A 23,000-nucleotide genomic window follows, 5' to 3' on the forward strand; every position below is an offset into this window, starting at 1 on the left:
TGGGGTGCGCTCAGTGGCTGTCGGAGCGGCGCCGTTGGTAGGCCCAATCCACGATTTCCCCTTCAGGGGAGTAGCCGCTGACAGTTTCTCTCAATAGTTGGCGAACCCGGTTGAAATCCTCTCTGGCCACAGCGTCCAGCAGCAGTGACAGGTTGCCCTTGAGCGCCTCCCAGCCTATGTAATCCTCATTGGCGCTCATGATCATCGGGTGCTGGGTTGGCGAGACGTTGTCGCCGATCAGTAGTTCTTCATAGAGTTTTTCGCCAGGCCGCAAGCCGGTGAACTCGATGGCGATATCGCCGTGCGGGTTTTGCTCCGAGCGCACGCTCAGGCCGGAAAGCACGATCATCTTTTCGGCCAAGGTTGCTATGTTTACCGGGTCGCCCATGTCGAGTACGAACACGTCGCCACCTAGGCCCATGGAGCCGGCCTGGATAACCAGTTGTGCTGCCTCCGGAATGGTCATGAAATAACGAGTGATCTTCGGGTGGGTTACGGTGAGGGGGCCACCGGCCTTGATCTGCTTGTGGAACAAGGGGATCACTGAGCCGGACGATCCTAAAACATTTCCGAAACGCACCATGGTAAAGCGGGTCTTGTTGACTTGGGCTACGTTTGCAGAATCGCCATACAATGCGGGCGCGGTTTCTTTGCTCAATGCTTGAAGTGTCAGCTCTGCCAGGCGTTTAGTGCTGCCCATGACGTTGGTGGGGCGTACGGCCTTGTCGGTTGAGATGAGCACGAAGTTGGCAACGTTCGCCTGCAGGGCTGCTTGGGCTGTGTTGAGCGTGCCGATCACATTGTTGAGGATGCCTTCGGCAATATTGTGCTCAACCATGGGTACGTGCTTATAGGCGGCTGCGTGGTAGACGGTGTTGACATGCCACAGCAGCATGGTGTCGTGCAGGTGCTTCTGGTTGCGTACGGAGCCCAGAAATGGCAGCAGTTGCACGCGAAGGGCGTCGCGCTCGATGCGCTGTTCCAGCTCACTCTGAATGTTGTACAGGTTGAGCTCGCTATGCTCGAACAGCAGCAATGCCTTTGGCTTGAGAGTGACTATTTGGCGGCACAGCTCCGAGCCAATCGATCCCCCGGCGCCAGTTACCATCACAACCTTGTTGGTGATGCAGTGTGCCAGCAGGTCATTCTGTGCGGGTACGCTGTCGCGACCGAGCAGGTCGGCGATATCGACCTCCTGAATGTCGTCAACCTTTACCCGGCCGCTGGCCAGGTCCATGACGCTCGGTACGCTGCGTACATGCAGGGGGAAGTGTTCCAGCAAGTTGAGGATTTCCCGGCGCCGGGAGCGGCTGGCCGACGGAATCGCCAGTAAAATCTCGTCTGCGCCCGTTTCGTCGATCATGCGCTGGATGTCTTTGCGGCTGTAGACCTGGAGCCCGGAAATCACACGGTTTCTGAGGCTTTCGTCATCGTCGATGAATGCCACGGGGTACATCGTCCGGTCCAGGCGCAGGGCGGCCATCAGCTGGTTACCAGCGGTGCCTGCGCCGTAGATGGCTACCTTTGGCAGGCCGTGGTCACGGCTGGTGAACGGCATGTGTTGCTTGGTGGCGTACCAGTCGCCGAGGAAGTACTGGCGCATGATGAGCCGCAGGCCGCCGATCATCACGGTGCTTAGCCACCAGTAGTTGAATACGATGGAGCGCGGCACCACGGTCTCGTGGTTGCTGTACCAGTACACCACCAAGGCCAGCACCAAGGCCGAAAGCGTAACGGCCTTGGCGATGGTGATAAGGGCGTCGTTGCCGAAATAGCGTAGTACCGCCCGGTACATGCCGAAACGGATGAAGATAGGTATAGCCACCAAGGGAGCTGCTGCATACAGCCAGGGGTGAGCAAGCAGTGGGTTGCTCAGGTCATCGAAGCCAAGGCGCACGACGAACGACATGCTCAGCGCTAGCCAGAGCAGTAGCACGTCGGTGATCACTTGCAGTATCCGCTTGTAGCGGCGGGGGAGCGCCAGCATGCGCTTTCTAAAAAGTTCCATAACCCTCAGTGTTTCCTTTGAGCTCATGCTCTTGCGCGCAATGATCTCACAGCATTGGGTGATTTTGTTGTGCTGGCATGGAGTTGCCTGAAGGAGGAAGCCACCGCGCTGCTGAAGGATCATCCAGCGCGGGAGGGGGCTCAGTGTTGGCTTTTGTCGAAGGGTGCCAGTAAACCGTTCTCGATCAGCGGTTTGGCGATTCGCACCAGGTCTTGGAAGGGGTGATCTATTTTCTCCGCGATTTCCAGCAGGCTGAGGGTGCCATCACAGTACGAGATAAGCCCCATCATCGTACGGACCTTGCCGGCAGTATCCTTTGTGCTGATTGTAGGATAAAGACCGCGTTTTCCTAACTGAGGTTCACAGAGTACCGTGCACTTGAGTGTCTGATTGTTTTCGATGATTTCCAATGCGTCGCGAAGAGCGGCGAAGCCTCCGCCGAGCCCGGCAGGGGTGACCAGGGTGAGGTCATCCAGTGAGGTGTGGTACTCAGGGAACTCGCCGTATTTGCTGCGCATGATGGTGGCGATTGGCAAGTCGATGCCGGGGGCGCAGTACTGGCGTTCGTCGCTTCCGCGATCCATCCACGTGTAGCGTTTATAATTCCGGTCGATGTGCTGTAGGGCGTGTCTAGCGGCTTTGTCTGACAGCGTTTCGCCGTTGCGCGAGGGGAGGAATGAGTAGCAGCGATCATCGCCAACGCAGGAAATATTGAAGCCGGCGATCACCTGTTGTTTGAGTTGCGTATGGTGTTTGCTCAGATAGACGATTGAGCCAATTGTCTCGGGAATGAAGACAACCCTGTATGTGTACTTCCGTGAAGGCAGTGACATTAGCCAATTGATCAAGGCCGTTGTCACCACTGGGCCAGACAGCTCGTTGTTGGCCATGGATGGGTGGCACACGTAAGTGGACAGGAACACTTCTTGAGTGCTTTCTCCCGGGATTACGATGTGCGCATAGTTGAGAACGCCTGGCTTGAGTTCTGCGTCGATTACGGCGCGGTAGTTACCGGGTTTCAGGGCTAGGCGTTGCGTATGGGTCAGGCAGAAACCCCAGCGTCGGGAGTAGTAGGACGTGATGTAGGGAATCGCCTCCGGTTGCGCTGGGAGCGAATAAAGATGCTGTTGGAGTTCTTCCAGTGTCAAAACAGTGTCGATGGGCTCTGAATAGCCCAGGACGTGCAAGTTGTTGGTTTTGAAGTCGATAAGCCGGTTGCCGTTGGCGTCCTCGAGGTAGGCATCCTTGATATGCCATTCGTTCGGGACGTTCCAGTCGAATGCTTGATAGCCGCTCGGTACTTCTTCGATCTGAAGGCCGGGCAGGTGTTCGCCAATGATTGCAAGGGTTTCGCGCACGCCCGGACCCGTGAGGCTGCGGCAGATCGGGAACAAGCGTTGTGCCAAGGTATGGCAGTACTCGCCGACCTCAATGTCGGTAAAGTTACTGTTGTACTTCATAGAGAATGCCTTTTGCCTTTCCTTCCTTCAAAATCCTGGAAGCTTCATTGAAAACCGTGGCTGCTTTAACAACGCGCATGCCAGAACCTATACCTGGGCGGGTGCCGCTGTAGAAACCGTTCTCCCACAGCAGCTCGCCCATGGGGTTTACGTGTGTCAGTACGCCTTGCTCAATATCCCTTACAAAAAGGCCGTACCGCCTTTCGGAGGTAAGGCCTTCGGCATCGGTGTAGGGGCCGGAGAATGTCTTGTGATATCGATAAGGGGCGGATAATGACTCTTCTACATAATGGTAGAACGTCATGCTGTGTTGTTCAGGTAAGTCGATAACGCCAATTTTCCCATCCAGTTGGTGGAGTACGGCAAATGGCGAGTCCGCACCGTAACCGCTGAAATTATCAATGCCCGCAAAGGCGGGTGCGTGTTTGCCAACGATGGCGAACGAGTAGATGGGGTGGCCGGTGCGAACTGCGCCAGGCCATTGCCGGACACTTTCCGTCAGTGCGCCCATGGCGCTCTTTGAGGTTCGTATGTCGAACGCAATGCCTTGGGTAAAATCAAAGTTGAAGAGCGGGGCGACCAGCGTGCCTTCCTCTCCAAGCGCAATCAGCAGGCTTTGGACGATGAGGGCGGGGTCTGCTTTAGCACCCGACTTTACCAAGCGGCGCAAGAGCCTGGAAATACTGCTGTGGATGAGTATGATGTCGCCACGCTCGATACCTGCGGCTTGCCACTCACAGGCTAGCGTCTTAACGATCTTGTCACTCATTAGGAGGCCCTTTCATCAATAAGGCGCACACTTTGGATGAACGCCTCCTGCGTCGTCAAGCAAAGCACGGTGGCAGCTGCTGGCCCTAGGTTCTACTGCTTGTCACGCTTTGTTGTGTGTTGCTTCGGGTTTATCAATTGACTGCTCTGGAGCGATTGAGCGCTTATGTCAACGAGTTCGTAGCACCGCTAGTGGCTCGCCAGGCGCTGTGTAAAAAGGCAGGGTAGGTGAGGTTGCATTGAAATCATATCAGAATGGCTTCGTGCGTCAGCAACGATGGGCGAGATTCCGGTGCTATTCGGCTTGCATGACCTGCGTCTCGAGTTTTCGAGCCGTGCCCCGATATGGCTGTCGGCTGAGCTTGCTCAATCGTCGGATAGACAGAAAAGGATGAACGGCGGGGTTGATGGCGTTATAATCCTTCGATTTTGCTGTCGGGCAGTATTGGGGTTGGTGGCAAATTGCTGTAGCCCTCCTTTTCGAGAGCGTTTTCTGTATTGTGCGGATTCCAAGCTTGCTGCCTTTAATCAATATCTTCTTGCGTGCGTCGACCTTGCTGGCGAAATTCCTTTTGGTCTTCCTGCTCGCGCGTTTCCTGACGCCCGGGGAAGTGGGTATCTACGGGCTGCTGGCAGCGACGGTTGGCTATGCGCTGTATGCGGTAGGGCTTGATTTTCACGCCTACTCGACGCGCGAACTGCTCACGCGTGAGCGCACAGGGTGGGGTGGGTATCTCAAGTCTCAGGCCGTTCTCTGCGTGCTCCTTTATGGGGGGCTGGCGCCTGTGGCCCTTGTCGTGTTTGCAGCCGGGTGGCTACCTTGGGTCTTGCTCCCCTGGTTTGTTTGCCTATTGGTGCTGGAACATCTCAATCAGGAACTCATGCGCCTGCTGATTACCTGTGGCTATCAGCTGATTGCAACCCTCAGCCTGTTTTTGCGATCCGGGCTGTGGGCGATCGTGGTCGCGTTGATGATGATGCTCGACCCCGCATGGCGCACGCTTGAACATGTGCTCCAAGCGTGGGTCGCTGGGTCTGCATTCGGTGTTGTGGCGGCCGTTTGGCAATTGTCCAGGCTCGGTATCGGGGGCTGGCATGCGTCGGTGGACTGGCCCTGGCTGCGCCGTGGTATCGCCGTGGCTGCGCCGATGCTGGTCGCGACGTTGTCGCTTCGAGCGCTGTTCACCTTGGATCGGTATTGGTTTCAGGCGTTGGTCGATCTCGATACCCTTGGCGCCTATGTGCTGTTTGCCAGTATCAGTACCGCGCTAGTTGCATTTCTGGACGCCGGCGTATTCGCCTTTAGCTACCCGGCTCTGATCAAGGCCTACCACGCGCACGACCCGGTGGCTTTCGTGGCGCAACTGAAAAAGCTGTTCAGCCACACTGTATTGCTGTCGCTCGGTTTCGTGCTTTGCGCTCTGGCATTGATCTACCCGTTACTCTCCTGGCTCGACAAGCCGCTGTACGTCGAGCATGGGTCGCTGTTCCCGTGGTTGCTCGCGGGGACCTGCATCTATGGCCTGGGCATGGTTCCCCACTATGCCCTTTATGCGCAGTCGCTGGACAAGCCGATCATCCAGAGCCATGTGCTCGGCCTGGCCGTGTTCGTTATTTTAGGTGCCTCGCTGTCGCCATGGCTGGGTGGCCTGGCCGTTCCGGTGGGGGTGTGTTGTGCATTTGTTTTCATACTGTGCTGGAAGGTGTGGTCGTTCTTGCGGCTGACCCCGGCACCGTTTCGCTCATTCCGTCCTGTCGATCGCCAGGACGTCATCTAGGGAAGCCGTAACATGCTAACCAACAAGACCATTTTGATTACCGGTGGTACCGGCTCGTTCGGCAATACTTTTGTGCCAATGACCCTGGCCAAATACAACCCTAAAAAAATCATCATCTTTTCGCGCGATGAGATGAAGCAGTGGGACATGGCCAAGAAGTTCGAAGGTGATCCGCGCGTACGTTTCTTCATTGGTGATGTCCGCGACAAAGAGCGCCTTTACCGTGCCCTTGATGGCGTCGATTACGTGGTTCACGCCGCAGCCACGAAGATCGTGCCGACCGCCGAATACAACCCGTTCGAATGCATCAAGACCAACATCAACGGCGCCATGAACCTGATCGATGCCTGCATCGACCGTGGTATCAAGCGCGTTGTGGCGCTGTCCACCGACAAGGCCAGCAGCCCGGTCAACCTGTACGGGGCCACCAAACTGGCCTCCGACAAGCTGTTCGTTGCTGGTAACTCATACGCCGGTGGCCATGAGACCCGTATGGCGGTAGTGCGTTATGGCAACGTCATGGGCTCCCGTGGTTCGGTCATCCCGTTCTTCATGTCGATCAAGGACAAGGGCGAGCTGCCGATCACCGATGAGCGCATGACCCGCTTCATGATTTCGCTGGAAGAGGGCGTCGAGCTGGTGTGGCATGCCTTTGACGACATGGAAGGTGGTGAGATCTACGTCAAGAAGATCCCGTCCATGAAAGTCACCGACCTGGCGCGCGTAGTTGCCCCGGATGCTGCGCAGAAGGTTGTCGGCATTCGTCCGGGCGAAAAGCTGCATGAGCAGATGATCAGCGCCGAAGACTCGTACACCACCTATGAATACCCCGAGCACTTCAAGATCCTGCCGGTGATCAACGACTGGGCCACCTGCCCCAAACGCATCAAGGATGGCACCAAGGTCGCCGAGGGCTTCGTCTACGCCAGCGACAACAACAGCGAGTGGATGAGCGATGAGCAACTGCAGGCCTGGATCGACATCAACAAAGACAAGATCGGGAGCATCTGAGCCATGATCCCCTATGGTCGCCAGGACATCACCCAGGCCGATATCGACAGCGTGGTCGAAGTGCTGCAGTCCGATTTCCTGACCCAGGGGCCCATGGTCCCCCGGTTCGAGCAGCGGGTTGCCGGGCATGTCGGCGCGCGTCATGCCCTGGCGGTCAATAGCGCCACCTCGGCGCTGCATATCGCTTGCCTGGCGTTGGGGCTCGGGCCTGGCGACTGGCTGTGGACCACGCCTATAACTTTCGTTGCCTCTGCCAACTGCGGTTTGTACTGCGGTGCCCAGGTTGACTTCGTGGACATCGACCCACGCACTTACAACCTCTGCCCGAATGCCCTGGCGGCCAAGCTGGAGGTGGCAGAGCGCGAAGGTCGGCTGCCCAAAGTGGTTGTGCCTGTGCACCTGTGCGGGCAGCCGTGCGACATGCAGGCCATCCATGCACTGGCGCAGCGCTACGGCTTCCGGGTGATCGAGGATGCGTCCCACGCCATTGGCGGCAAGTACCGCGATGGCTTCATCGGTGATGGGCGTTACAGCGACATCACTGTGTTCAGCTTCCACCCGGTCAAGATCATCACTACCGCCGAGGGCGGCATGGCCGTCACCAATGATGACCAGTTGGCTGCGCGTATGGCATTGTTGCGCAGCCATGGGATTACCCGTGACCCGGCAGCGATGACTCATGAGGCCGATGGCCCGTGGTATTACCAGCAGATCGAACTGGGCTTCAATTACCGCATGACCGAGCTGCAGGCGGCTTTGGGGTTGAGCCAGATGGATCGACTGGACAGCTATGTGGCGCGCCGTCACGAGCTGGCTCGGCGTTACGATGAGAAACTTGCGCAGTTGCCGGTGCAGGCTCCCTGGCAGCACCCGGACAGCTATTCCGGGCTGCATCTTTATGTAATCCGGCTGGCTTCGGCGGGCGCTGGCAAGTCCCACCGTCAGGTGTTCGAAGCGCTGCGTGAGCAGGGCATTGGCGTCAACCTGCACTACATTCCAGTGCATCTGCAACCTTGGTATGCGCGCATGGGCTTCAAGGCCGGGGATTTCCCCCAAGCCGAAAACTACTACCGCGAGGCGATCAGCCTGCCAATGTTCCAGACCATGACTTTGGAACAGCAGGACGCGGTGCTGGCGGCCCTTGAGCACGTGCTGGCATGAGCTCGGTCGCAGTTCTGCAGGCTCGAACCACGTCTACGCGGTTGCCTGGCAAGGTATTGTTGCCCGTTGGCGGCATCCCGTTGGCGGTGCTGGCGGGGCTGCGGGCCGGTAATACAGGCCGCCCGGTCGTGCTGGCGACCTCCAGTGAGGCCAGCGACGATGCGCTCGCCGCCGCAGCGCTCAAGTACGGCCTGGCCTGCCATCGGGGCAGCCTGCAAAGCCCGCTGCAGCGCATGGTCGACAGCCTTGCCGGTTATCCGGACCGTACCGTGGTGTTTCGCCTGACCGGGGACAATGTATTCCCCGACGGTGCGCTGCTCGATGAGCTGGAGCAGGCCTTCCTCGACGGTGGCCAAGGCTATCTGTGCTGCAATGGTGAACAGTCCGGGCTGCCTTATGGGCTGAGTGCTGAGGTGTTCTGGCTCGAAGGGCTGCGCTGGACGCTGACCCAGTCACCGAGCGCCCATGACCACGAACATGTCACGCCGATGCTGCGTCGCAAGCACGGTGAGCGCTATTTTCAACGCTACCGTGACGCGGGCTGGAGTGCCGGGCGTTGCACGGTCGATTGCCTGGATGACTACCTGCTGGTAACGCGGGTGTTCGCCCAGGTGCAGGACCCGGTCGGGGTCAGTTGGAAAACCCTGTGCCAGCACCTGTTCGCCGACCCACAGACGCCGGCTATCAGAACGCTGTTGCACAAGCTGGTATTGGGCACGGTACAGCTGGGCATGCCTTATGGCATCAATAACGGTTCCGGCATGCCGTCGATCGAACAGGCGTGCGCGATCATTCGCGGCGCCATTCGCCACGGTGTGGCGTGCATCGACACCGCGCGAGCCTACGGGCATAGCGAGGCGGTGGTCGGCGCGGCGCTGGCCGATGGCTGGGCAGGGCGGGCCAAGGTCATCACCAAGCTCTCGCCGCTGGCCGAACTGCCGGAGGGTAGCCCGTCTGCGGTGGTCGCCGCAGCCGTACGCGCCAGTGTGTTCGAGTCGTGCCAGAAACTGGGGGTGGCCCGCCTCGATGTGCTGATGCTGCATCGCGCCGAGCATCTTCGAGCCTGTAATGGCCGGGTGTGGGCCGAGCTGCTTGAGCTGGTGCGGGCTGGCGTGGTGGCTGAGCTGGGCGTTTCGGTGCAGAACCCGGCCGAGCTGGAGCAGGCGCTGGAGCAGGCGGATGTGGCTTATGTTCAACTGCCGCTGAACCTGCTGGATGGTCGCTGGGACGCCCTGTTGCCCCGCATCGAGCGGGCGCGCGCCGAGCGCGGGCTCACTGTGCATGTGCGTAGTGCACTGCTGCAAGGCTTGCTGGTCAGCGCTGACGACAGCCAGTGGCAGCGCGCCCATGTGGCTGTTCCTGCGCAGGTGCGCGGGCAGTTGCTGGAGTGGTCTGGCCGTTTTGGCCGTGACGGCGTGGCTGACCTGTGCCTTGCGTATGTGCGTGGCCTGGCCTGGGTGGACGGGGTCTGCCTGGGCATGGAAACTCTGGCCCAGTTGCACGACAATGCCCGCCTGTTCCAGCACGCTGCGCTGCAGCCCGAGCAGATCCAGGCCATTGCCCTGGAGCGCCCGCTGCTCGACGAGCAGACCCTCAACCCTGCATCCTGGCAACGAGAGCGCCCATGAGCTGCATCGACAGATTCTCTCTTTCCGGCAAGACCGCGTTGATCACCGGCGCGGCGGGTTACCTGGGCAGCGCCATGGCCAAGGCACTGGCCGAAGCCGGTGCCCATGTCATCATCAACGTTCGCAGCAGTGCCCGCGGTGAGCCTCTGTTGCGTGAGATTCACGCCCAGGGCGGCTCGGCCGAGTTGCTTGTGCTGGATGTGAGTGACCAGCAGGCGGTTCAGGAGTACTTTGCCCATGGCGGCCCCGAAACCCTGCATGTCCTGGTGAACAACGCCTACAAGGGCAAAGGCGGCACCATCGAAAGCAGTGACGCCGGCGACTATATCGACAGCTATCAGGTTGCCGTGCTGGCTGCGCACAACATGCTCAAGGGTGCGCTGCCGGCATTGCGCCGCGCTGTGCGTGAAAGCGGCGATGCCTCGGTGATCAATGTTGGCTCCATGTACGGGGTGGTCAGCCCGGACCCGCGGGTGTACGACACGCCGGCCGGTACCAACCCACCGTTTTACGGTGCCACCAAAGCGGCGCTGATCCAGTGGTCGCGGTATGCCGCCTGTGAGTTCGGCGCCGAGGGCATTCGGGTCAATTCGATTTCGCCTGGGCCATTCCCGTCGGATAGCGTTCAACAGGATGCCCCGGCGTTCGTAGCCAAGCTGGCGGCGAAGGTGCCCATGGGCCGTATTGGCCAGGCTGGCGAGGTCGCCGGCCCGGTGCTGTTCCTGGCCTCGGCAGCGGCTTCGTTCGTCAATGGCGCGAATATTTGCGTCGACGGCGGGTGGACGGCATGGTGATGCGCGTGTTGTTTCGCGTCGATGCTTCGCTGGGTATGGGGTCGGGCCACGTGATGCGTTGCCTGACCCTGGCCCGGGCACTGGCCGCAGAGGGCCACCAGTGCCGTTTCATCAGCCGGGCACACCCCGGTCACTTGCACGAGCACATACGCGAGCAGGGCTTCGAACTGCACAGTCTGCCCATGGGCTGTGCCCACGACGAGGTGCTGTTCCATGGCCACTGGCTGGGCGCTTCCCAGGATGAAGACGTGCAGGCCTGCCGGCCGCTGATCGAAGCCTTCGAACCGGACTGGCTTGTTGTTGACCACTACGCCCTCGATCAGCGTTGGGAAAGCGCTGTAATGCCCGCCGATTGCCGATTGCTGGTGATCGACGATCTGGCCGACCGCGAGCATGTCTGCGACCTGTTGCTTGATCAGAACCTCGGCCGACTGGCTGAGGATTATCGCGACAAGGTGCCGGCGCACTGCCAACTGCTGACGGGGCCGCATAACGCTCTGCTCCGCCCTGAGTTCGCCCGCTTGCGCGAGGCCGCCCTCGCGCGGCGTGCCACGGCTGGCCTGCAGGAAGTGCTGATAGCGCTCGGAGGTGTCGACCAGCATAACCACAGTGGTGCAGTGCTCGAGGCCTTGCGTGGTTGTGAGCTGCCGGCTGACATCCGTTTCACGGTAGTGCTCGGTGCCAGTGCCCCGCACGTGGAGGTGCTGCGCGAGCAGGCTGCAGCGTACCCCTGGCCGGTGCAGGTGCTCAGCGCCACGCGCGACATGGCCGCGTTGATGGTCCGTGCCGACCTCGCCATCGGTGCGGGCGGGGGGACCTCCTGGGAGCGATGCTGCCTAGGGCTACCCACCTTGCTAATGGTGTTGGCGGAGAATCAGCTTCCTGCTGCGCTGGCGCTGGAGCGCAGCGGGGCCGCGCAGTTGCTTGAACTGTCTACCCCGCTGGCACCGCAGTTGCAGCTTGCTATCAGTGGTTTGCAGGAGCCGACTGCGTTGGCCGACCTGTCGCTGGCCGCCAGGGCGCTTACCGACGGGCAAGGGGTGGATCGCATGGTGTCTGCTATGGAGGCGCTCACATGAAAGGCGTCCTGCGGCCGATGGCCAGTACCGACCTGGAGCTGGTGCGAGCGTGGCGCAATCACGCGGATGTTCGCCGCTTCATGTATACCCAGCACGAAATTGCTCCCCAGGAACACCGCAAATGGTTTGAGAGCTGCCAGAGCGACCCGTGCAAGCACTTGATGGTTTTCGAGAAGGCGCAGGCACCGTTGGGTTTTGCCAATGTTACCGAGCGGGTGCCCGGACGTATCGCTGACTGGGGTTTCTACCTGGCACCGGACGTGCCGCGCGGGAGCGGTCGTGAACTGGGTCACGCCATCCTGGCGTTCGCATTCGCCAATCTCGGCCTGCACAAGCTCTGTGGCCAGGCACTGGCGTACAATGAGCGTTCGATTCGTTTTCACCTTGCCTTGGGCTTCGAGCAGGAGGGCGTCTTGCGGGACCAGCACTTCGACGGCCACGCGTACCATGGCATAGTTCAATTCGGCTTGTTGTTCGATGAATGGCAAGCCTTGCAGCGGGATGCACAATCATGAGTTCTCCACGTATCAGCATTGCCGGCCGCGCCATTGGCGCCAGCGAGCCGCCGTATATTATCGCCGAGCTCTCTGCCAACCATAACGGCAAGCTGGAAACTGCGCTGCGTATCGTTGAAGAGGCCAAGCGCGCTGGTGCCGATGCCATCAAGCTGCAAACCTACACCGCCGATACCATTACCCTGGACAGCGATGCCGAGGAATTCCAGATTCATGGTGGGCTGTGGGATGGTCGTACCCTCTACGAGCTGTATCAGCAGGCGCATATGCCGTGGGCCTGGCACGCGCCGCTGTTTCAGCGCGCACGCGAGCTGGGCATCACCCTGTTCAGCTCCCCATTCGATACCACCGCGGTCGACCTGCTTGAGTCGCTCAATGCGCCGGCCTACAAGATTGCCTCGTTCGAGGCCATCGACCTGCCGCTGATTCGCTATGTGGCGGCTACCGGCAAGCCGATGATCATCTCCACCGGCATGGCAGATGCCGAGGAAATTGCCGAAGCGGTACAGGCGGCAAGAGACGCCGGATGCCAGGAGCTGGCGGTGCTTCACTGTGTGAGCGGCTACCCGGCGCCAGCGGCTGATTACAATCTGCGCACCATCCCCGACATGATCGCCCGCCATGGCCTGGTCACAGGCCTTTCGGACCACACCCTGGACAACACTACAGCGATCACCAGTGTCGCGTTGGGTGCGTCGATCATCGAAAAGCACTTCACCCTTGATCGCAGTGGGGGCGGCCCTGATGACAGCTTCTCACTTGAACCCGCCGAGTTGCAGGCGCTGTGCCGTGACTCCAAGACGGCCTGGGCGGCGTTGGGCACGGTTGACTACGGGCGCAAGTCCAGCGAACAGGGCAATGCCAAGTTCCGTCGGTCTTTGTATTTCACCAAGGACCTGCAGGCGGGTGAGGTCGTCACTGCCGATGCAGTCCGCAGCGTACGCCCCGGGTACGGCTTACCGCCCAAGTACCTGCCTGTGGTAATCGGTCAACACTTGGCGGTGGCAGTCAAAGCCAACACAGCGGTGGCGCGGGAAGTGTTTCTCGGTGGGCTGGACATGGAGTTTCAATGAGCGCGACCGTACTTAGCTATGTACGCCCCTGGAACCGTGAGCAGTTCACCTTTTTGGCCGAGCAGTTGCTGCCTGGTGCCCGCGTGGTGCGTGCCAGCGAGCATGCCAGCATCGATGAGGCAGGGATCGTCAGACGCTACCATGCCTATCTACACGGGCCTCGGCATGCGCTAAATCTACCTGCAGCGGTCAGCGAGCCCGAAGCGCGCGATGTCATAGCCCGATGCCGGTTACTGCGCACGCTGTCAGATCAGCAGGCACGGCGGCACCTGTGTGCCATGGCCAGAGCGATCGAAGACGTGCTCGAGGAGCTGGCGCCCACGTTGGTCGTTTCATTGATCATCGACTCTTACGTCATGGATTTGCTGCACATACTGGTGCGTGCCCGCAGTATTCGGTTTGTGGCCTTTATTGGCACCTTCGTCAACGGCTGCTATCGCATCAGCGCACGTGGCGAGGCGAATTTCTTCGGTGATGCCGACCCTGCACTGGTTGAGGAACTGCGCCACAAGCTCCTTGCCGATAGCTATGCACCGGTGTTCAACAGCCAATCGATATCCAGCCCGCGAAAGTCGGTATATCGGCGTTGGGCTGCCAACATCGCTCGGGTTCCGTGGTTCTGGCTGAAACGTGTGCTGGGCGGCGACTATCACAACTATCACTACTGGGTGTCCCAGCAGCAGTCGCTCGAGCTACTGCACTGGCTGCCACCCACCGACCCAGGTGATCCCGGCTGGATGGACAAACTCAAGGCGTCATCGCGCCCCAAGGTGTTCATTCCATTGCAGATGTTCCCCGAGTGTACGGTGGACTACTGGTGCCAGGACCTGCGCGTCATCGACTACTACGCGGTTCTGGATCGGCTTCTGGACACGTTGTCGAAGCGCTTCAACGTGGTTATCAAAGAGCACCCCTCGGTGATGGGCAACCGTCCCACCGGCTTCTATTCGCGTTTGGCCAAAGATCCAAGGGTGACGGTAGTGCCGACCTACACGCCCTCCAACCTAGTGTTGAAAGAGGCAGATGCAGTACTGGTCTGGACAGGTTCGGTGGGGTTTGAATCGATCCTGCGGGGCAAACCGGTATTCGGCCTGGCCAAGCCGTTTTACGCCTCTGGCGAGCGCTTCATGACCATCGACATGGAACCCGACCTGGACGCGATGGCCGAGCATATCGCCCATTGCCAGGCCAACCCCATCAGCGTCGATGAGCAGAACGCCATACTAGGCCACCTGGCCAGTCAGTTGCTTCGCGGCGACTTTATCAATTTTGGTGCGTGGACGGCTGATAACCCAGAGCATCGAGCCCAGATCGAGGGCGTTGTGGCTTCCTATTTAAGCGTTCGCCCGATCAGCGCCGGCTGACCCAGGCTTTTCAATTTCTTAAGCTGCGCACGGGCCACAGGCTGCGGGTGCGGTCTAAACAAGGTACGTAGGACAGAGCATATGAAAAAGGCATTGATTACCGGGGTAACTGGCCAGGACGGCTCCTATCTCGCCGAGTTCCTGTTGGGCAAGGGCTACGAGGTACATGGCATCAAGCGCCGGGCGTCGTCCTTCAATACCCAGCGTGTGGACCACATTTACCAGGACCCGCACGTCGACAACCGCAACTTTGTCCTGCACTACGGTGACCTCAGCGATTCCTCCAACCTCACGCGTATCATCCAGGAAGTGCAGCCCGACGAGGTCTACAACCTGGGTGCGCAGTCCCACGTTGCCGTGAGCTTCGAGTCGCCGGAATACACTGCCGACGTAGACGCCATGGGTACCTTGCGTATCCTCGAGGCCATCCGCTTGCTCGGGCTGGAGAAGAAATGCCGCTTCTATCAGGCCTCCACCTCCGAGTTGTACGGGCTGGTGCAGGAAACCCCGCAAAAGGAAACCACGCCGTTCTACCCGCGCTCGCCCTACGCCGTGGCCAAGCTTTACGCCTACTGGATCACCGTCAACTACCGCGAGGCGTACGGTATGTACGCCTGCAACGGCATCCTGTTCAACCACGAGTCGCCGCGCCGTGGCGAAACCTTCGTGACGCGCAAGATCACCCGCGGTCTGGCCAACATCGCCCAAGGCCTGGAGCCTTGCCTGTTCCTCGGCAACATGGACGCCCTGCGCGACTGGGGCCACGCCAAAGACTACGTGCGCATGCAGTGGATGATGCTGCAGCAGGACACTCCGGAAGACTACGTGATTGCCACCGGTGTGCAGTATTCGGTGCGCGAGTTTGTGCGCTGGTCGGCCGAGGAGCTGGGTATCACCCTGCGTTTCGAGGGCACCGGCGTTGAGGAGCGGGGTATCGTCGAGTCGATTCGCGGCGATGCCGCCCCGGCGCTCAAGGTGGGTGACGTGATCGTGCGCGTCGACTCGCGCTACTTCCGTCCTGCCGAAGTGGAAACCCTGTTGGGCGACCCGACCAAAGCCAAGGAACAACTTGGCTGGGTCCCGGAAATCACCGTGCAGCAGATGTGTGCCGAGATGGTCCGTGAAGACCTCAAGGTTGCTCAGCGCCACGCGCTGCTCAAGCAGCACGGGCACGATATTCCCGTTTCGCTGGAGAACTGAGCCATGGCGCGTAACCTCGACCAGCGTATTTTCGTTGCCGGGCACCGGGGTATGGTCGGGTCGGCGATCGTTCGCCGCCTGGTTGCTTTGGGCTACAGCAACATCGTCAGCGCCGGCCGCGAACAGCTCGACCTGCTGGACCAGCAGGCGGTGCGGACGTTCTTTGCCGAACAAGGTATCGACCAGGTGTATCTGGCCGCAGCCAAAGTTGGCGGTATCCATGCCAACAACACGCTGCCGGCCGAGTTCATCCACGAGAACCTGCTGATTCAGGCCAATATCATCGACGCCGCCCATCGTAACGGCGTGCAACGCCTGCTGTTCCTCGGCTCGTCGTGCATCTATCCGAAGCTTGCGGCCCAGCCAATGCGCGAGGAAACCCTGCTGACCGGCACGCTGGAACCTACCAACGAGCCCTACGCGATTGCCAAGATCGCCGGCATCAAACTGTGCGAAAGCTATAATCGCCAGTACGGTCGCGACTACCGCAGTGTCATGCCCACCAACCTCTATGGCCCTGGTGACAATTATCACCCCGAGAACAGCCACGTTATTCCGGCTTTGCTGCGACGCTTCCACGAAGCGGTCCAGCAGGGTACCGAGGAAGTGGTGATCTGGGGCAGCGGCAAGCCCATGCGCGAGTTCCTGCACGTTGACGATATGGCTGCGGCCAGCGTGCACGTGATGGAGCTGGATGATCAGGTTTACCAGGCCAATACCCAGCCGATGCTTTCCCACATCAACGTCGGCACCGGCGTCGACTGCACCATTCGCGAACTGGCCGAGGCGGTGGCACGGGTCACCGGCTTCCAGGGGCGACTGAGCTTCGATGCCAGCAAGCCGGACGGCGCGCCACGCAAGCTGATGGATGTATCGCGGCTCAAAGCGCTTGGCTGGCAGGCCAGTATCGAACTGGATGCCGGGCTGGCCGATGCCTACCGCTGGTTTGTCGAGCATCGTCTGCAGGCGCGTGTCTGATGCGCCTGGGCACTCATTAAGGAATTACAGATGTTCGTACCCGTCATCATGGCGGGGGGCTCCGGCACTCGCCTCTGGCCTCTCTCCCGGCAGCTGAGCCCCAAGCAGTTCCTGCCCTTGGTCGATGCTCAGGCCACGATGTTGCAGGCTACCCTCGCGCGGCTGCGGGGCCTGGACAGCGGCGAGGCCATTGTCATCTGCAACGAAGAACATCGCTTCCTCGCCGCCGAACAATTGCGGGTCAGTGGCCACGAACAGGCGAGCATCCTGCTGGAGCCGGTAGGGCGCAACACAGCACCCGCTATCGCCCTGGCCGCGTTGCAGGCCATGGCCGGTGGCGATGACCCGATATTACTGGTGCTCGCTGCCGACCACCTGATTCCCGACGTTGAAGCGTTCCATGCCAGCATTCGTCAGGCTCAGCGCCTTGCCGAGGCCGGCCACTTGGTCACCTTCGGCATTGTGCCGACCCACGCGGAGACCGGCTACGGCTACCTGGAGCAAGGTGAAGTGCTCGCCGCGGGTGGCTTCAAGGTGCAGCGTTTCGTTGAAAAACCGGATGCCGAGAAGGCCCAGGAGTACCTCGACAGCGGGTGCTTCCTGTGGAACAGCGGTATGTTCATGTTCCGCGCCAGCCGCTACCTGGATGAGCTGGGGCGCCACGCCCCGGCCATTGCCCAAGCCTGCCAGGCAGCTTTTGCCAGCGCCGCCCACGACATGCATTTCACCCGGGTGGACGCGCAGTTGTTCGGGCGCTGCCCGGACGACTCCATCGATTACGCGGTGATGGAGCGGACCGATGGTGCTGTGCTGGTGCCTCTGGACGCTGGCTGGAGCGACATCGGCTCCTGGGCTGCCTTGTGGGATGCGAGCAGCAAAGACACCGAAGGCAACGTACAGCGGGGCGATGTGCTGTGCAGTGGCGTGCGCGACAGCTTTGTACAGTCGTCACATCGGTTGGTGGCGGCGGTCGGCGTCGAACATTTGGTGATTGTCGAGACCAAGGACGCCGTACTGGTGGCGCACAAGGACAATGTCCAGCAGGTAAAAGGCATTGTCGAACAGCTCAAGCAAGGCCAGCGCCCGGAGTTTTCGGTGCACCGCGAAGTTTATCGGCCTTGGGGCCGCTACGACTCTATCGACAGCGGGCCGCGTTACCAGGTCAAGCGCATTACGGTCGCTCCGGGGGCCAAGCTGTCCGTGCAGATGCATCACCACCGCGCCGAACACTGGATTGTGGTCAGCGGCGCGGCCAAAGTCACCCGCGGCGACAAGACCTACCTGGTGACTGAAAACGAGTCCACCTACATTCCGATCGGCCAGGTCCACGCCTTGGAAAACCCGGGCGTCATTGACCTTGAGTTGATCGAAGTACAGTCAGGCAGCTATCTGGGCGAGGACGACATCGTTCGTTTCGAAGACCGCTATGGCCGTGCCGAGGTAAGCGCAGAGTGAAGATTTCCCTGGTTACGGTCGCCTACAACAGCGCGGCGACCATTCGCGACACCATCGAGTCGGTACTGCGCCAGACCCACGACGACATCGAGTACATCATCATCGACGGTGCCTCGAAGGATGACACCATGGCCATCGTCAACGGCTACCGCGACCGGATTGCCACAGTTGTCAGCGAGCCGGACAAGGGCTTGTACGATGCGATGAACAAAGGCATCGCGTTGGCGACCGGTGATGTCATCGGCATTCTCAACTCCGACGACTTCCTCGAAACCGACGACGCCCTGGCCGCTGTCGCCCGGGCCTTCGCGGCCAACCCGCAGGCGCAGTTGGCGTACGGTGACATCGTCTTCGTCGAGCCGGACGACCTGGCCACCGTGACCCGCTATTACGATGCGGCAAACTTTCGGCCGTGGAAGCTGCGTTTCGGCTGGATGCCGCCGCACCCAGGTACCTACGTGCGCCGTGAGGCTTACGCCCAGGTCGGCGAGTATTCCACCCAGTACCGCATCTCCGCCGACTATGAAATGTTCGTACGCCTGTTGCTGGTAAAGAAATTGCCCTGGGCTCGCATCGACCAGGTGCTTGTGCGCATGCGCGCCGGCGGTGTCAGCACCTCCGGGTTGCGCAGCAGCATTCGGTTGAATGCCGAGATCGTTCAGGCTTGCCGACGCAACGGCGTCTATACCAACCTGCTGATGGTCTTGAGCAAGCTGCCGTTCAAGCTGCTTGAGTACATCCGTCGGCCACGGAGGGCGGTGCGTTGACCCGCCTGCTACTGACCGGTGCCAGCGGTTTCGTTGGCACCGGGCTGCTTCGCTACGCCCATGGTCGAGACGACTTGCAGTGGGTAGCTGCAGTGCGCCGCCCGATGCCCCTGGCGCAGTGCGAGCGGGTACACGTGGTGCCGGCTCTTGATGCCACTGCCGACTGGCGCGAGGCGCTGGCCGGGGTTGATGTGGTGGTACATGCGGCGGCCAGGGTGCACGTCATGCACGAAACCGCAGGCGACCCTTTGGCCGAGTTTCGCAAGGCCAATGTCGACGGCACCCTGGCCCTGGCCCGCCAGGCCGCCGAGGCTGGTGTACGGCGCTTTGTGTTCATTAGCTCGATCAAGGTCAACGGCGAGGCCAGTGCGCCAGGCCAGCCTATCACTGCTGATGACCCGGCGTGCCCGGTCGATCCGTACGGGGTCTCCAAGCAGGAAGCCGAACAGGCTCTGCGTGAGTTGGCGCAGGCCACTGGCATGGAGGTGGTGGTCGTGCGCCCGGTGCTGGTATACGGGCCGGGGGTCAAGGCCAATTTCCAGCGCATGATGCGCTGGCTGTGTGCCGGCGTCCCGCTGCCGTTCGGCGCCATCGACAATCGCCGCAGCCTGGTCGCCCTGGACAACCTTGCCGACCTGATTCTTACCTGTGTCGAACACCCTGGCGCGGCCAACCAGACCTTTTTGGCCAGCGACGGGGAAGACCTTTCCACTGCACAATTGTTGCGCCGCCTGGGCGCAGCACTAGGCCGCCCGGCACGGCTGCTACCGGTGCCGTCGGCCTGCCTGCAACTGGTTGCAAGCTGCCTCGGCCGGCGTGCCATGGCTCAGCGTCTGTGCGGCTCGCTGCAGGTGGACATTGCCAAGAATCATCGGCTGCTGAACTGGACACCGGTGGTTTCGGTCGACCAGGCCTTCCACCATACCGCCCGGCATTACCTGGACGAACGCTGAACATGAATTCCCCTTGGATTGTGCAAATTTCCCTGGCCGTGGGCCTGCTGGCTTTGGCCTTGACCTGGGTGCTGCGCCGCTATGCACTGGCTCGCAGTATTATCGACATCCCCAATGCCCGCAGCTCGCACAGCGTGCCGACGCCCCGCGGTGGCGGCGTCGCTATCGTTGTGGCATTTCTGGCCGCCTTGATGTGGTTGCACGGCACCGGTGCCATTGGCGCTGACGCCACCTGGGGCCTGTTTGGCGCCGGCGCGCTGACCGCAGTACTGGGCTTTCTCGATGACCACGGCCACATAGCCGCCCGCTGGCGGTTGCTGGGGCACTTCGCTGCTGCGGGCTGGGCGTTGTTCTGGCTCGGCGGCCTGGCGCCGCTGAGCGTATTCGGTACAGAGCTGCACATGGGCTGGTGGGGCCACGGGCTGGCGTTGTTCTACCTGGTTTGGCTGCTGAACCTGTACAACTTCATGGATGGCATTGATGGCATTGCCAGTGTCGAAGCAATCACCACCTGCCTGGGCGCGTGCGCGCTGTATGCGCTGACCGGCGCCGGGGCGCTGATCCCTGCGCCGCTGATTCTGGCTGCGGCAGTGGCGGGTTTTCTGTTCTGGAATTTCCCGCCTGCGCGCATTTTCATGGGCGACGCGGGCAGTGGTTTCCTCGGCATTGCCTTGGGCGTGCTGTCGCTGCAGGCGGCGTGGGTCTCGTCGGACCTGTTCTGTGCTTGGCTGGTGCTGCTGGGCGTGTTCATCGTCGATGCCACGGTAACCTTGCTGCGTCGCTTGCTGCGCGGCGACAAGGTCTACGAGGCACACCGCAGCCACGCCTATCAATATGCATCGCGCCGTTATGGCCGGCACTTGCCGGTGACCCTGGCTGTGTTACTGATCAACCTTTGTTGGCTGTGGCCTGTGGCTTATCTGATCGGCACCGGCAGGTTGGACGGCGGCGTTGGTGTGCTGCTGGCTTGGGCGCCTTTGTTGCTGTTGGCGTTGCGGTATCAGGCGGGGAAGGCTGAGGTAGTCTGAGCCTGGCTGCGGGAGCTTTTTTACAATTGCCATAGAGATGCTTGACCGCTCAGCTGAGCAGTCGCCTCAATTTGGCACCGCTGCGATTTTCACCGGGAAGATAATGGTATGGCTGATCAGCAAGGTTTTCGCAACGATATCAATGGACTACGTGGGTGGGCAGTGTTGGCCGTGGTGTTGTTCCACTTCGGTGTACCTGGGGTGCACGCGGGCTTTGTTGGCGTTGATATATTTTTCGTGATTTCCGGTTTCTTGATGACCGCGATCATTGTGAAGGGCACCGAAACACGCTTCAGCGTGTTGTCATTTTATTGGTCGCGCTTCAAGCGTATCGTGCCCGCCCTATTTACATTGTGCTTGGTATTATTGGCTCTGAGCTGGTTTTACATGCCGAGCGCCGACTTTTCTTTGCTCGGGAAACATGTATTCGCCAGTCTCTTGTTTATCTCCAACCTCATCTATTGGCGGGAGGCGGGTTACTTTGACGCTGCCTCTCATGAAAAGTGGCTGCTCCACACATGGTCGCTCTCAGTTGAATGGCAGTTCTATCTGCTTTATCCGCTGTTGATCCTGTCTGTTCTCAAGCTGCTTTCGCCTCGTTGGCTACTGCGCCTCTTGGCACTATGTACGTTAGTTTCGTTTGCCTGGTGCCTTTGGCTTAGCAGTAATCAGGGTGTTGCGGCATTTTACTCGTTGCCTAGCCGTGTCTGGGAGCTGACGCTGGGGGGCATGGTATTTGTGGCGTTCCGCCATAGGACTATAAGCAAGGTCGGCGCTCGTTTCTTGGAAGGGCTCGGTTTTCTTCTGATGGGTGCCAGCCTGTTGCTGATTGCTGATGGGCAAGGTTGGCCAGACAAGATGGCTCTGTTTCCGGTGCTGGGCGCAGCGGCCGTGCTTGCAGCTGCTCGTCAGGGGTCTTGGCTCACAGGCAACCGGGCGCTTCAATGGTTGGGGCTGAGGTCCTACTCGGTATATCTATGGCATTGGCCGATCGTCGTCGGTACGGTCTTTCTTGAAATCGAGCCGGGAGGTCTTTCGACGACAGTAGGTATTCTCCTTACCCTGGTACTCGGAGAGATATCTTATCGATGGGTGGAGCAACCTTCCCGCAGTATGCTGTCCAACGTGCGATGGCCTGTGACTGTATCTGTGTTGGCGAGCGTCCTGGCGGTCTCAGCCCTTGGCCTTCTCTTAAGGGTTGAGGGGGGCGCGGGTTGGCGCTTGCCGCCCATCGTCAAAAACCTCACTCAAGTGGATTTCGATCGCTCCTTGTATCGTGATGGGACATGCTTCCTGCGGCCAGAGCAAAAGGCCGACGCATTCTCGACCTGTGAGGATGGTAGCGGAGAAAAACAGTTGTTGTTATGGGGGGACTCCCACGCAGCCCACCTGTATGCAGGGCTGCTCGCGGCAAAGCCGGCCGGTGAGCAAATCATTCAGCGAACGGCCAATAGCTGCCCACCGATACTTGGCAAAAAATTCCCTGAGCGGCCCCATTGCAAAGCCACAAATGACGCCGTAATGGCTTCAATCATCGAGCATCGTCCACAAGCGGTGTTGTTGGCGGCTAATTGGGTGAATCATGACTGGAAGGAAGTGGCTGCAACACTTCAAGCGCTGAAAGATGCGGGAGTTGAAAGCGTTGCTTTGGTAGGGCCGGTGCCGCAGTGGCGCGGAAGCTTGCCTTCCTATCTGGAAAAGCACTACTTGGTATTCAAAAAGACCGAGTTTCCCGCGCGGGTGCCGACTGGCACGCGTCCAGAAATCTTCCGTCTGGACGCTGATATGCGAGCGTTCGCGGAACAGCAAAAGGTCACTTACATCTCCCCGACGTCGATTTTTTGTGACAACGCAGGCTGCTTGGCATTTGTGGATGCACTGAGTGGTAAGTATTCACTTACTGCTATGGACTATTCGCACCTGACAGTTGCAGGGTCTGAGTATCTGATTGCCAGGTTCCCCGAAGCTTTCCGGTAACCT

19 protein-coding genes are annotated in these 23,000 nt (G+C 60.1%); 16 read left to right on the plus strand and 3 right to left on the minus strand.

What is annotated here, in order from left to right; all coding sequences use genetic code 11:
- Positions 1-10: 10 nt before the first annotated feature.
- The 3 genes from HU719_RS03530 to HU719_RS03540 all read right to left on the minus strand — a co-directional run bounded on the left by HU719_RS03530 (position 11) and on the right by HU719_RS03540 (position 4,237).
- Complete coding sequence (locus HU719_RS03530) at positions 11-2,008, minus strand: polysaccharide biosynthesis protein (protein WP_186535818.1); 1,998 nt, start codon at positions 2,006-2,008, stop codon at positions 11-13.
- A 140-nt stretch (positions 2,009-2,148) separates the two neighbouring features.
- A complete protein-coding gene (locus tag HU719_RS03535) occupies positions 2,149-3,468 on the minus strand; it encodes a DUF4910 domain-containing protein (RefSeq protein ID WP_186518138.1) in 1,320 nt (439 codons plus the stop codon).
- Positions 3,452-4,237: an AAC(3) family N-acetyltransferase gene (locus HU719_RS03540; RefSeq protein ID WP_186518136.1), complete on the minus strand. Its 786-nt coding sequence runs from the start codon at positions 4,235-4,237 to the stop codon at positions 3,452-3,454. The genes HU719_RS03535 and HU719_RS03540 overlap by 17 nt, the downstream gene beginning before the upstream one ends.
- 514 nt (positions 4,238-4,751) lie before the next feature.
- Between HU719_RS03540 and HU719_RS03545 the strand changes: the two genes are divergently transcribed.
- The 16 genes from HU719_RS03545 to HU719_RS03620 all read left to right on the plus strand — a co-directional run bounded on the left by HU719_RS03545 (position 4,752) and on the right by HU719_RS03620 (position 22,997).
- Positions 4,752-6,014, plus strand: coding sequence for a lipopolysaccharide biosynthesis protein (locus HU719_RS03545; protein ID WP_189659862.1), 1,263 nt, complete (start codon positions 4,752-4,754; stop codon positions 6,012-6,014).
- A 12-nt stretch (positions 6,015-6,026) separates the two neighbouring features.
- Complete coding sequence (gene pseB / locus HU719_RS03550) at positions 6,027-7,025, plus strand: UDP-N-acetylglucosamine 4,6-dehydratase (inverting) (protein ID WP_186518134.1); 999 nt, start codon at positions 6,027-6,029, stop codon at positions 7,023-7,025.
- A 3-nt stretch (positions 7,026-7,028) separates the two neighbouring features.
- Positions 7,029-8,186, plus strand: a complete 1,158-nt coding sequence (gene pseC, locus HU719_RS03555) for a UDP-4-amino-4,6-dideoxy-N-acetyl-beta-L-altrosamine transaminase (RefSeq protein ID WP_186535779.1) — start codon at positions 7,029-7,031, stop codon at positions 8,184-8,186.
- Positions 8,183-9,814: an aldo/keto reductase gene (locus tag HU719_RS03560; protein ID WP_186535780.1), complete on the plus strand. Its 1,632-nt coding sequence runs from the start codon at positions 8,183-8,185 to the stop codon at positions 9,812-9,814. The genes pseC and HU719_RS03560 overlap by 4 nt, the downstream gene beginning before the upstream one ends.
- A complete protein-coding gene (locus tag HU719_RS03565) occupies positions 9,811-10,608 on the plus strand; it encodes an SDR family NAD(P)-dependent oxidoreductase (protein WP_186535782.1) in 798 nt (265 codons plus the stop codon). Before HU719_RS03560 ends, HU719_RS03565 begins: the two co-directional genes overlap by 4 nt.
- Positions 10,608-11,687, plus strand: coding sequence for a UDP-2,4-diacetamido-2,4,6-trideoxy-beta-L-altropyranose hydrolase (gene pseG, locus HU719_RS03570; RefSeq protein ID WP_186535783.1), 1,080 nt, complete (start codon positions 10,608-10,610; stop codon positions 11,685-11,687). The genes HU719_RS03565 and pseG overlap by 1 nt, the downstream gene beginning before the upstream one ends.
- Positions 11,684-12,202: a UDP-4-amino-4,6-dideoxy-N-acetyl-beta-L-altrosamine N-acetyltransferase gene (pseH, locus tag HU719_RS03575; protein ID WP_225917101.1), complete on the plus strand. Its 519-nt coding sequence runs from the start codon at positions 11,684-11,686 to the stop codon at positions 12,200-12,202. The genes pseG and pseH overlap by 4 nt, the downstream gene beginning before the upstream one ends.
- Complete coding sequence (pseI, locus tag HU719_RS03580) at positions 12,199-13,275, plus strand: pseudaminic acid synthase (RefSeq protein WP_186535784.1); 1,077 nt, start codon at positions 12,199-12,201, stop codon at positions 13,273-13,275. Before pseH ends, pseI begins: the two co-directional genes overlap by 4 nt.
- The gene (locus tag HU719_RS03585; protein WP_186535785.1) at positions 13,272-14,639 is read left to right on the plus strand and encodes a capsular polysaccharide export protein, LipB/KpsS family; all 1,368 of its coding nucleotides are present in this window, start codon (positions 13,272-13,274) and stop codon (positions 14,637-14,639) included. The genes pseI and HU719_RS03585 overlap by 4 nt, the downstream gene beginning before the upstream one ends.
- A gap of 81 nt (positions 14,640-14,720) precedes the next feature.
- The gene (gene gmd / locus HU719_RS03590) at positions 14,721-15,839 is read left to right on the plus strand and encodes a GDP-mannose 4,6-dehydratase (RefSeq protein WP_186518120.1); all 1,119 of its coding nucleotides are present in this window, start codon (positions 14,721-14,723) and stop codon (positions 15,837-15,839) included.
- A 3-nt stretch (positions 15,840-15,842) separates the two neighbouring features.
- Positions 15,843-16,817, plus strand: a complete 975-nt coding sequence (fcl, locus tag HU719_RS03595) for a GDP-L-fucose synthase (RefSeq protein ID WP_186535786.1) — start codon at positions 15,843-15,845, stop codon at positions 16,815-16,817.
- Between the two features lie 30 nt (positions 16,818-16,847).
- The gene (locus tag HU719_RS03600; RefSeq protein ID WP_186535787.1) at positions 16,848-18,272 is read left to right on the plus strand and encodes a mannose-1-phosphate guanylyltransferase/mannose-6-phosphate isomerase; all 1,425 of its coding nucleotides are present in this window, start codon (positions 16,848-16,850) and stop codon (positions 18,270-18,272) included.
- Positions 18,269-19,039: a glycosyltransferase family 2 protein gene (locus tag HU719_RS03605; protein ID WP_186535789.1), complete on the plus strand. Its 771-nt coding sequence runs from the start codon at positions 18,269-18,271 to the stop codon at positions 19,037-19,039. Before HU719_RS03600 ends, HU719_RS03605 begins: the two co-directional genes overlap by 4 nt.
- Positions 19,036-19,992 (plus strand): UDP-glucose 4-epimerase family protein, encoded by a 957-nt coding sequence (locus HU719_RS03610; RefSeq protein ID WP_186535791.1) that lies wholly within the window; start codon positions 19,036-19,038, stop codon positions 19,990-19,992. Before HU719_RS03605 ends, HU719_RS03610 begins: the two co-directional genes overlap by 4 nt.
- 2 nt (positions 19,993-19,994) lie before the next feature.
- Positions 19,995-21,020, plus strand: coding sequence for an MraY family glycosyltransferase (locus HU719_RS03615; protein ID WP_186535793.1), 1,026 nt, complete (start codon positions 19,995-19,997; stop codon positions 21,018-21,020).
- Positions 21,021-21,128: 108 nt separating this feature from the next.
- Positions 21,129-22,997 (plus strand): acyltransferase family protein, encoded by a 1,869-nt coding sequence (locus HU719_RS03620; protein ID WP_186535795.1) that lies wholly within the window; start codon positions 21,129-21,131, stop codon positions 22,995-22,997.
- Positions 22,998-23,000 lie beyond the last annotated feature (3 nt).

This window comes from Pseudomonas farsensis (genome assembly GCF_014268805.2).
In the GTDB taxonomy this organism is placed as follows: Bacteria; Pseudomonadota; Gammaproteobacteria; order Pseudomonadales; family Pseudomonadaceae; genus Aquipseudomonas; species Aquipseudomonas farsensis.

What these genes read in the sequence shown, in the direction of transcription:
- pseG (WP_186535783.1), top strand. Translation starts at nt 10,608, where the DNA reads ATGCGCGTGTTGTTTCGCGTCGATGCTTCGCTGGGTATGGGGTCGGGC.
- gmd (WP_186518120.1), top strand. Translation starts at nt 14,721, where the DNA reads ATGAAAAAGGCATTGATTACCGGGGTAACTGGCCAGGACGGCTCCTAT.
- HU719_RS03530 (WP_186535818.1), bottom strand. Translation starts at nt 2,008, where the DNA reads ATGGAACTTTTTAGAAAGCGCATGCTGGCGCTCCCCCGCCGCTACAAG.
- HU719_RS03585 (WP_186535785.1), top strand. Translation starts at nt 13,272, where the DNA reads ATGAGCGCGACCGTACTTAGCTATGTACGCCCCTGGAACCGTGAGCAG.
- fcl (WP_186535786.1), top strand. Translation starts at nt 15,843, where the DNA reads ATGGCGCGTAACCTCGACCAGCGTATTTTCGTTGCCGGGCACCGGGGT.
- pseC (WP_186535779.1), top strand. Translation starts at nt 7,029, where the DNA reads ATGATCCCCTATGGTCGCCAGGACATCACCCAGGCCGATATCGACAGC.
- HU719_RS03620 (WP_186535795.1), top strand. Translation starts at nt 21,129, where the DNA reads ATGGCTGATCAGCAAGGTTTTCGCAACGATATCAATGGACTACGTGGG.
- HU719_RS03540 (WP_186518136.1), bottom strand. Translation starts at nt 4,237, where the DNA reads ATGAGTGACAAGATCGTTAAGACGCTAGCCTGTGAGTGGCAAGCCGCA.
- pseH (WP_225917101.1), top strand. Translation starts at nt 11,684, where the DNA reads ATGAAAGGCGTCCTGCGGCCGATGGCCAGTACCGACCTGGAGCTGGTG.
- HU719_RS03535 (WP_186518138.1), bottom strand. Translation starts at nt 3,468, where the DNA reads ATGAAGTACAACAGTAACTTTACCGACATTGAGGTCGGCGAGTACTGC.
- pseB (WP_186518134.1), top strand. Translation starts at nt 6,027, where the DNA reads ATGCTAACCAACAAGACCATTTTGATTACCGGTGGTACCGGCTCGTTC.
- HU719_RS03565 (WP_186535782.1), top strand. Translation starts at nt 9,811, where the DNA reads ATGAGCTGCATCGACAGATTCTCTCTTTCCGGCAAGACCGCGTTGATC.
- HU719_RS03615 (WP_186535793.1), top strand. Translation starts at nt 19,995, where the DNA reads ATGAATTCCCCTTGGATTGTGCAAATTTCCCTGGCCGTGGGCCTGCTG.
- pseI (WP_186535784.1), top strand. Translation starts at nt 12,199, where the DNA reads ATGAGTTCTCCACGTATCAGCATTGCCGGCCGCGCCATTGGCGCCAGC.
- HU719_RS03560 (WP_186535780.1), top strand. Translation starts at nt 8,183, where the DNA reads ATGAGCTCGGTCGCAGTTCTGCAGGCTCGAACCACGTCTACGCGGTTG.
- HU719_RS03600 (WP_186535787.1), top strand. Translation starts at nt 16,848, where the DNA reads ATGTTCGTACCCGTCATCATGGCGGGGGGCTCCGGCACTCGCCTCTGG.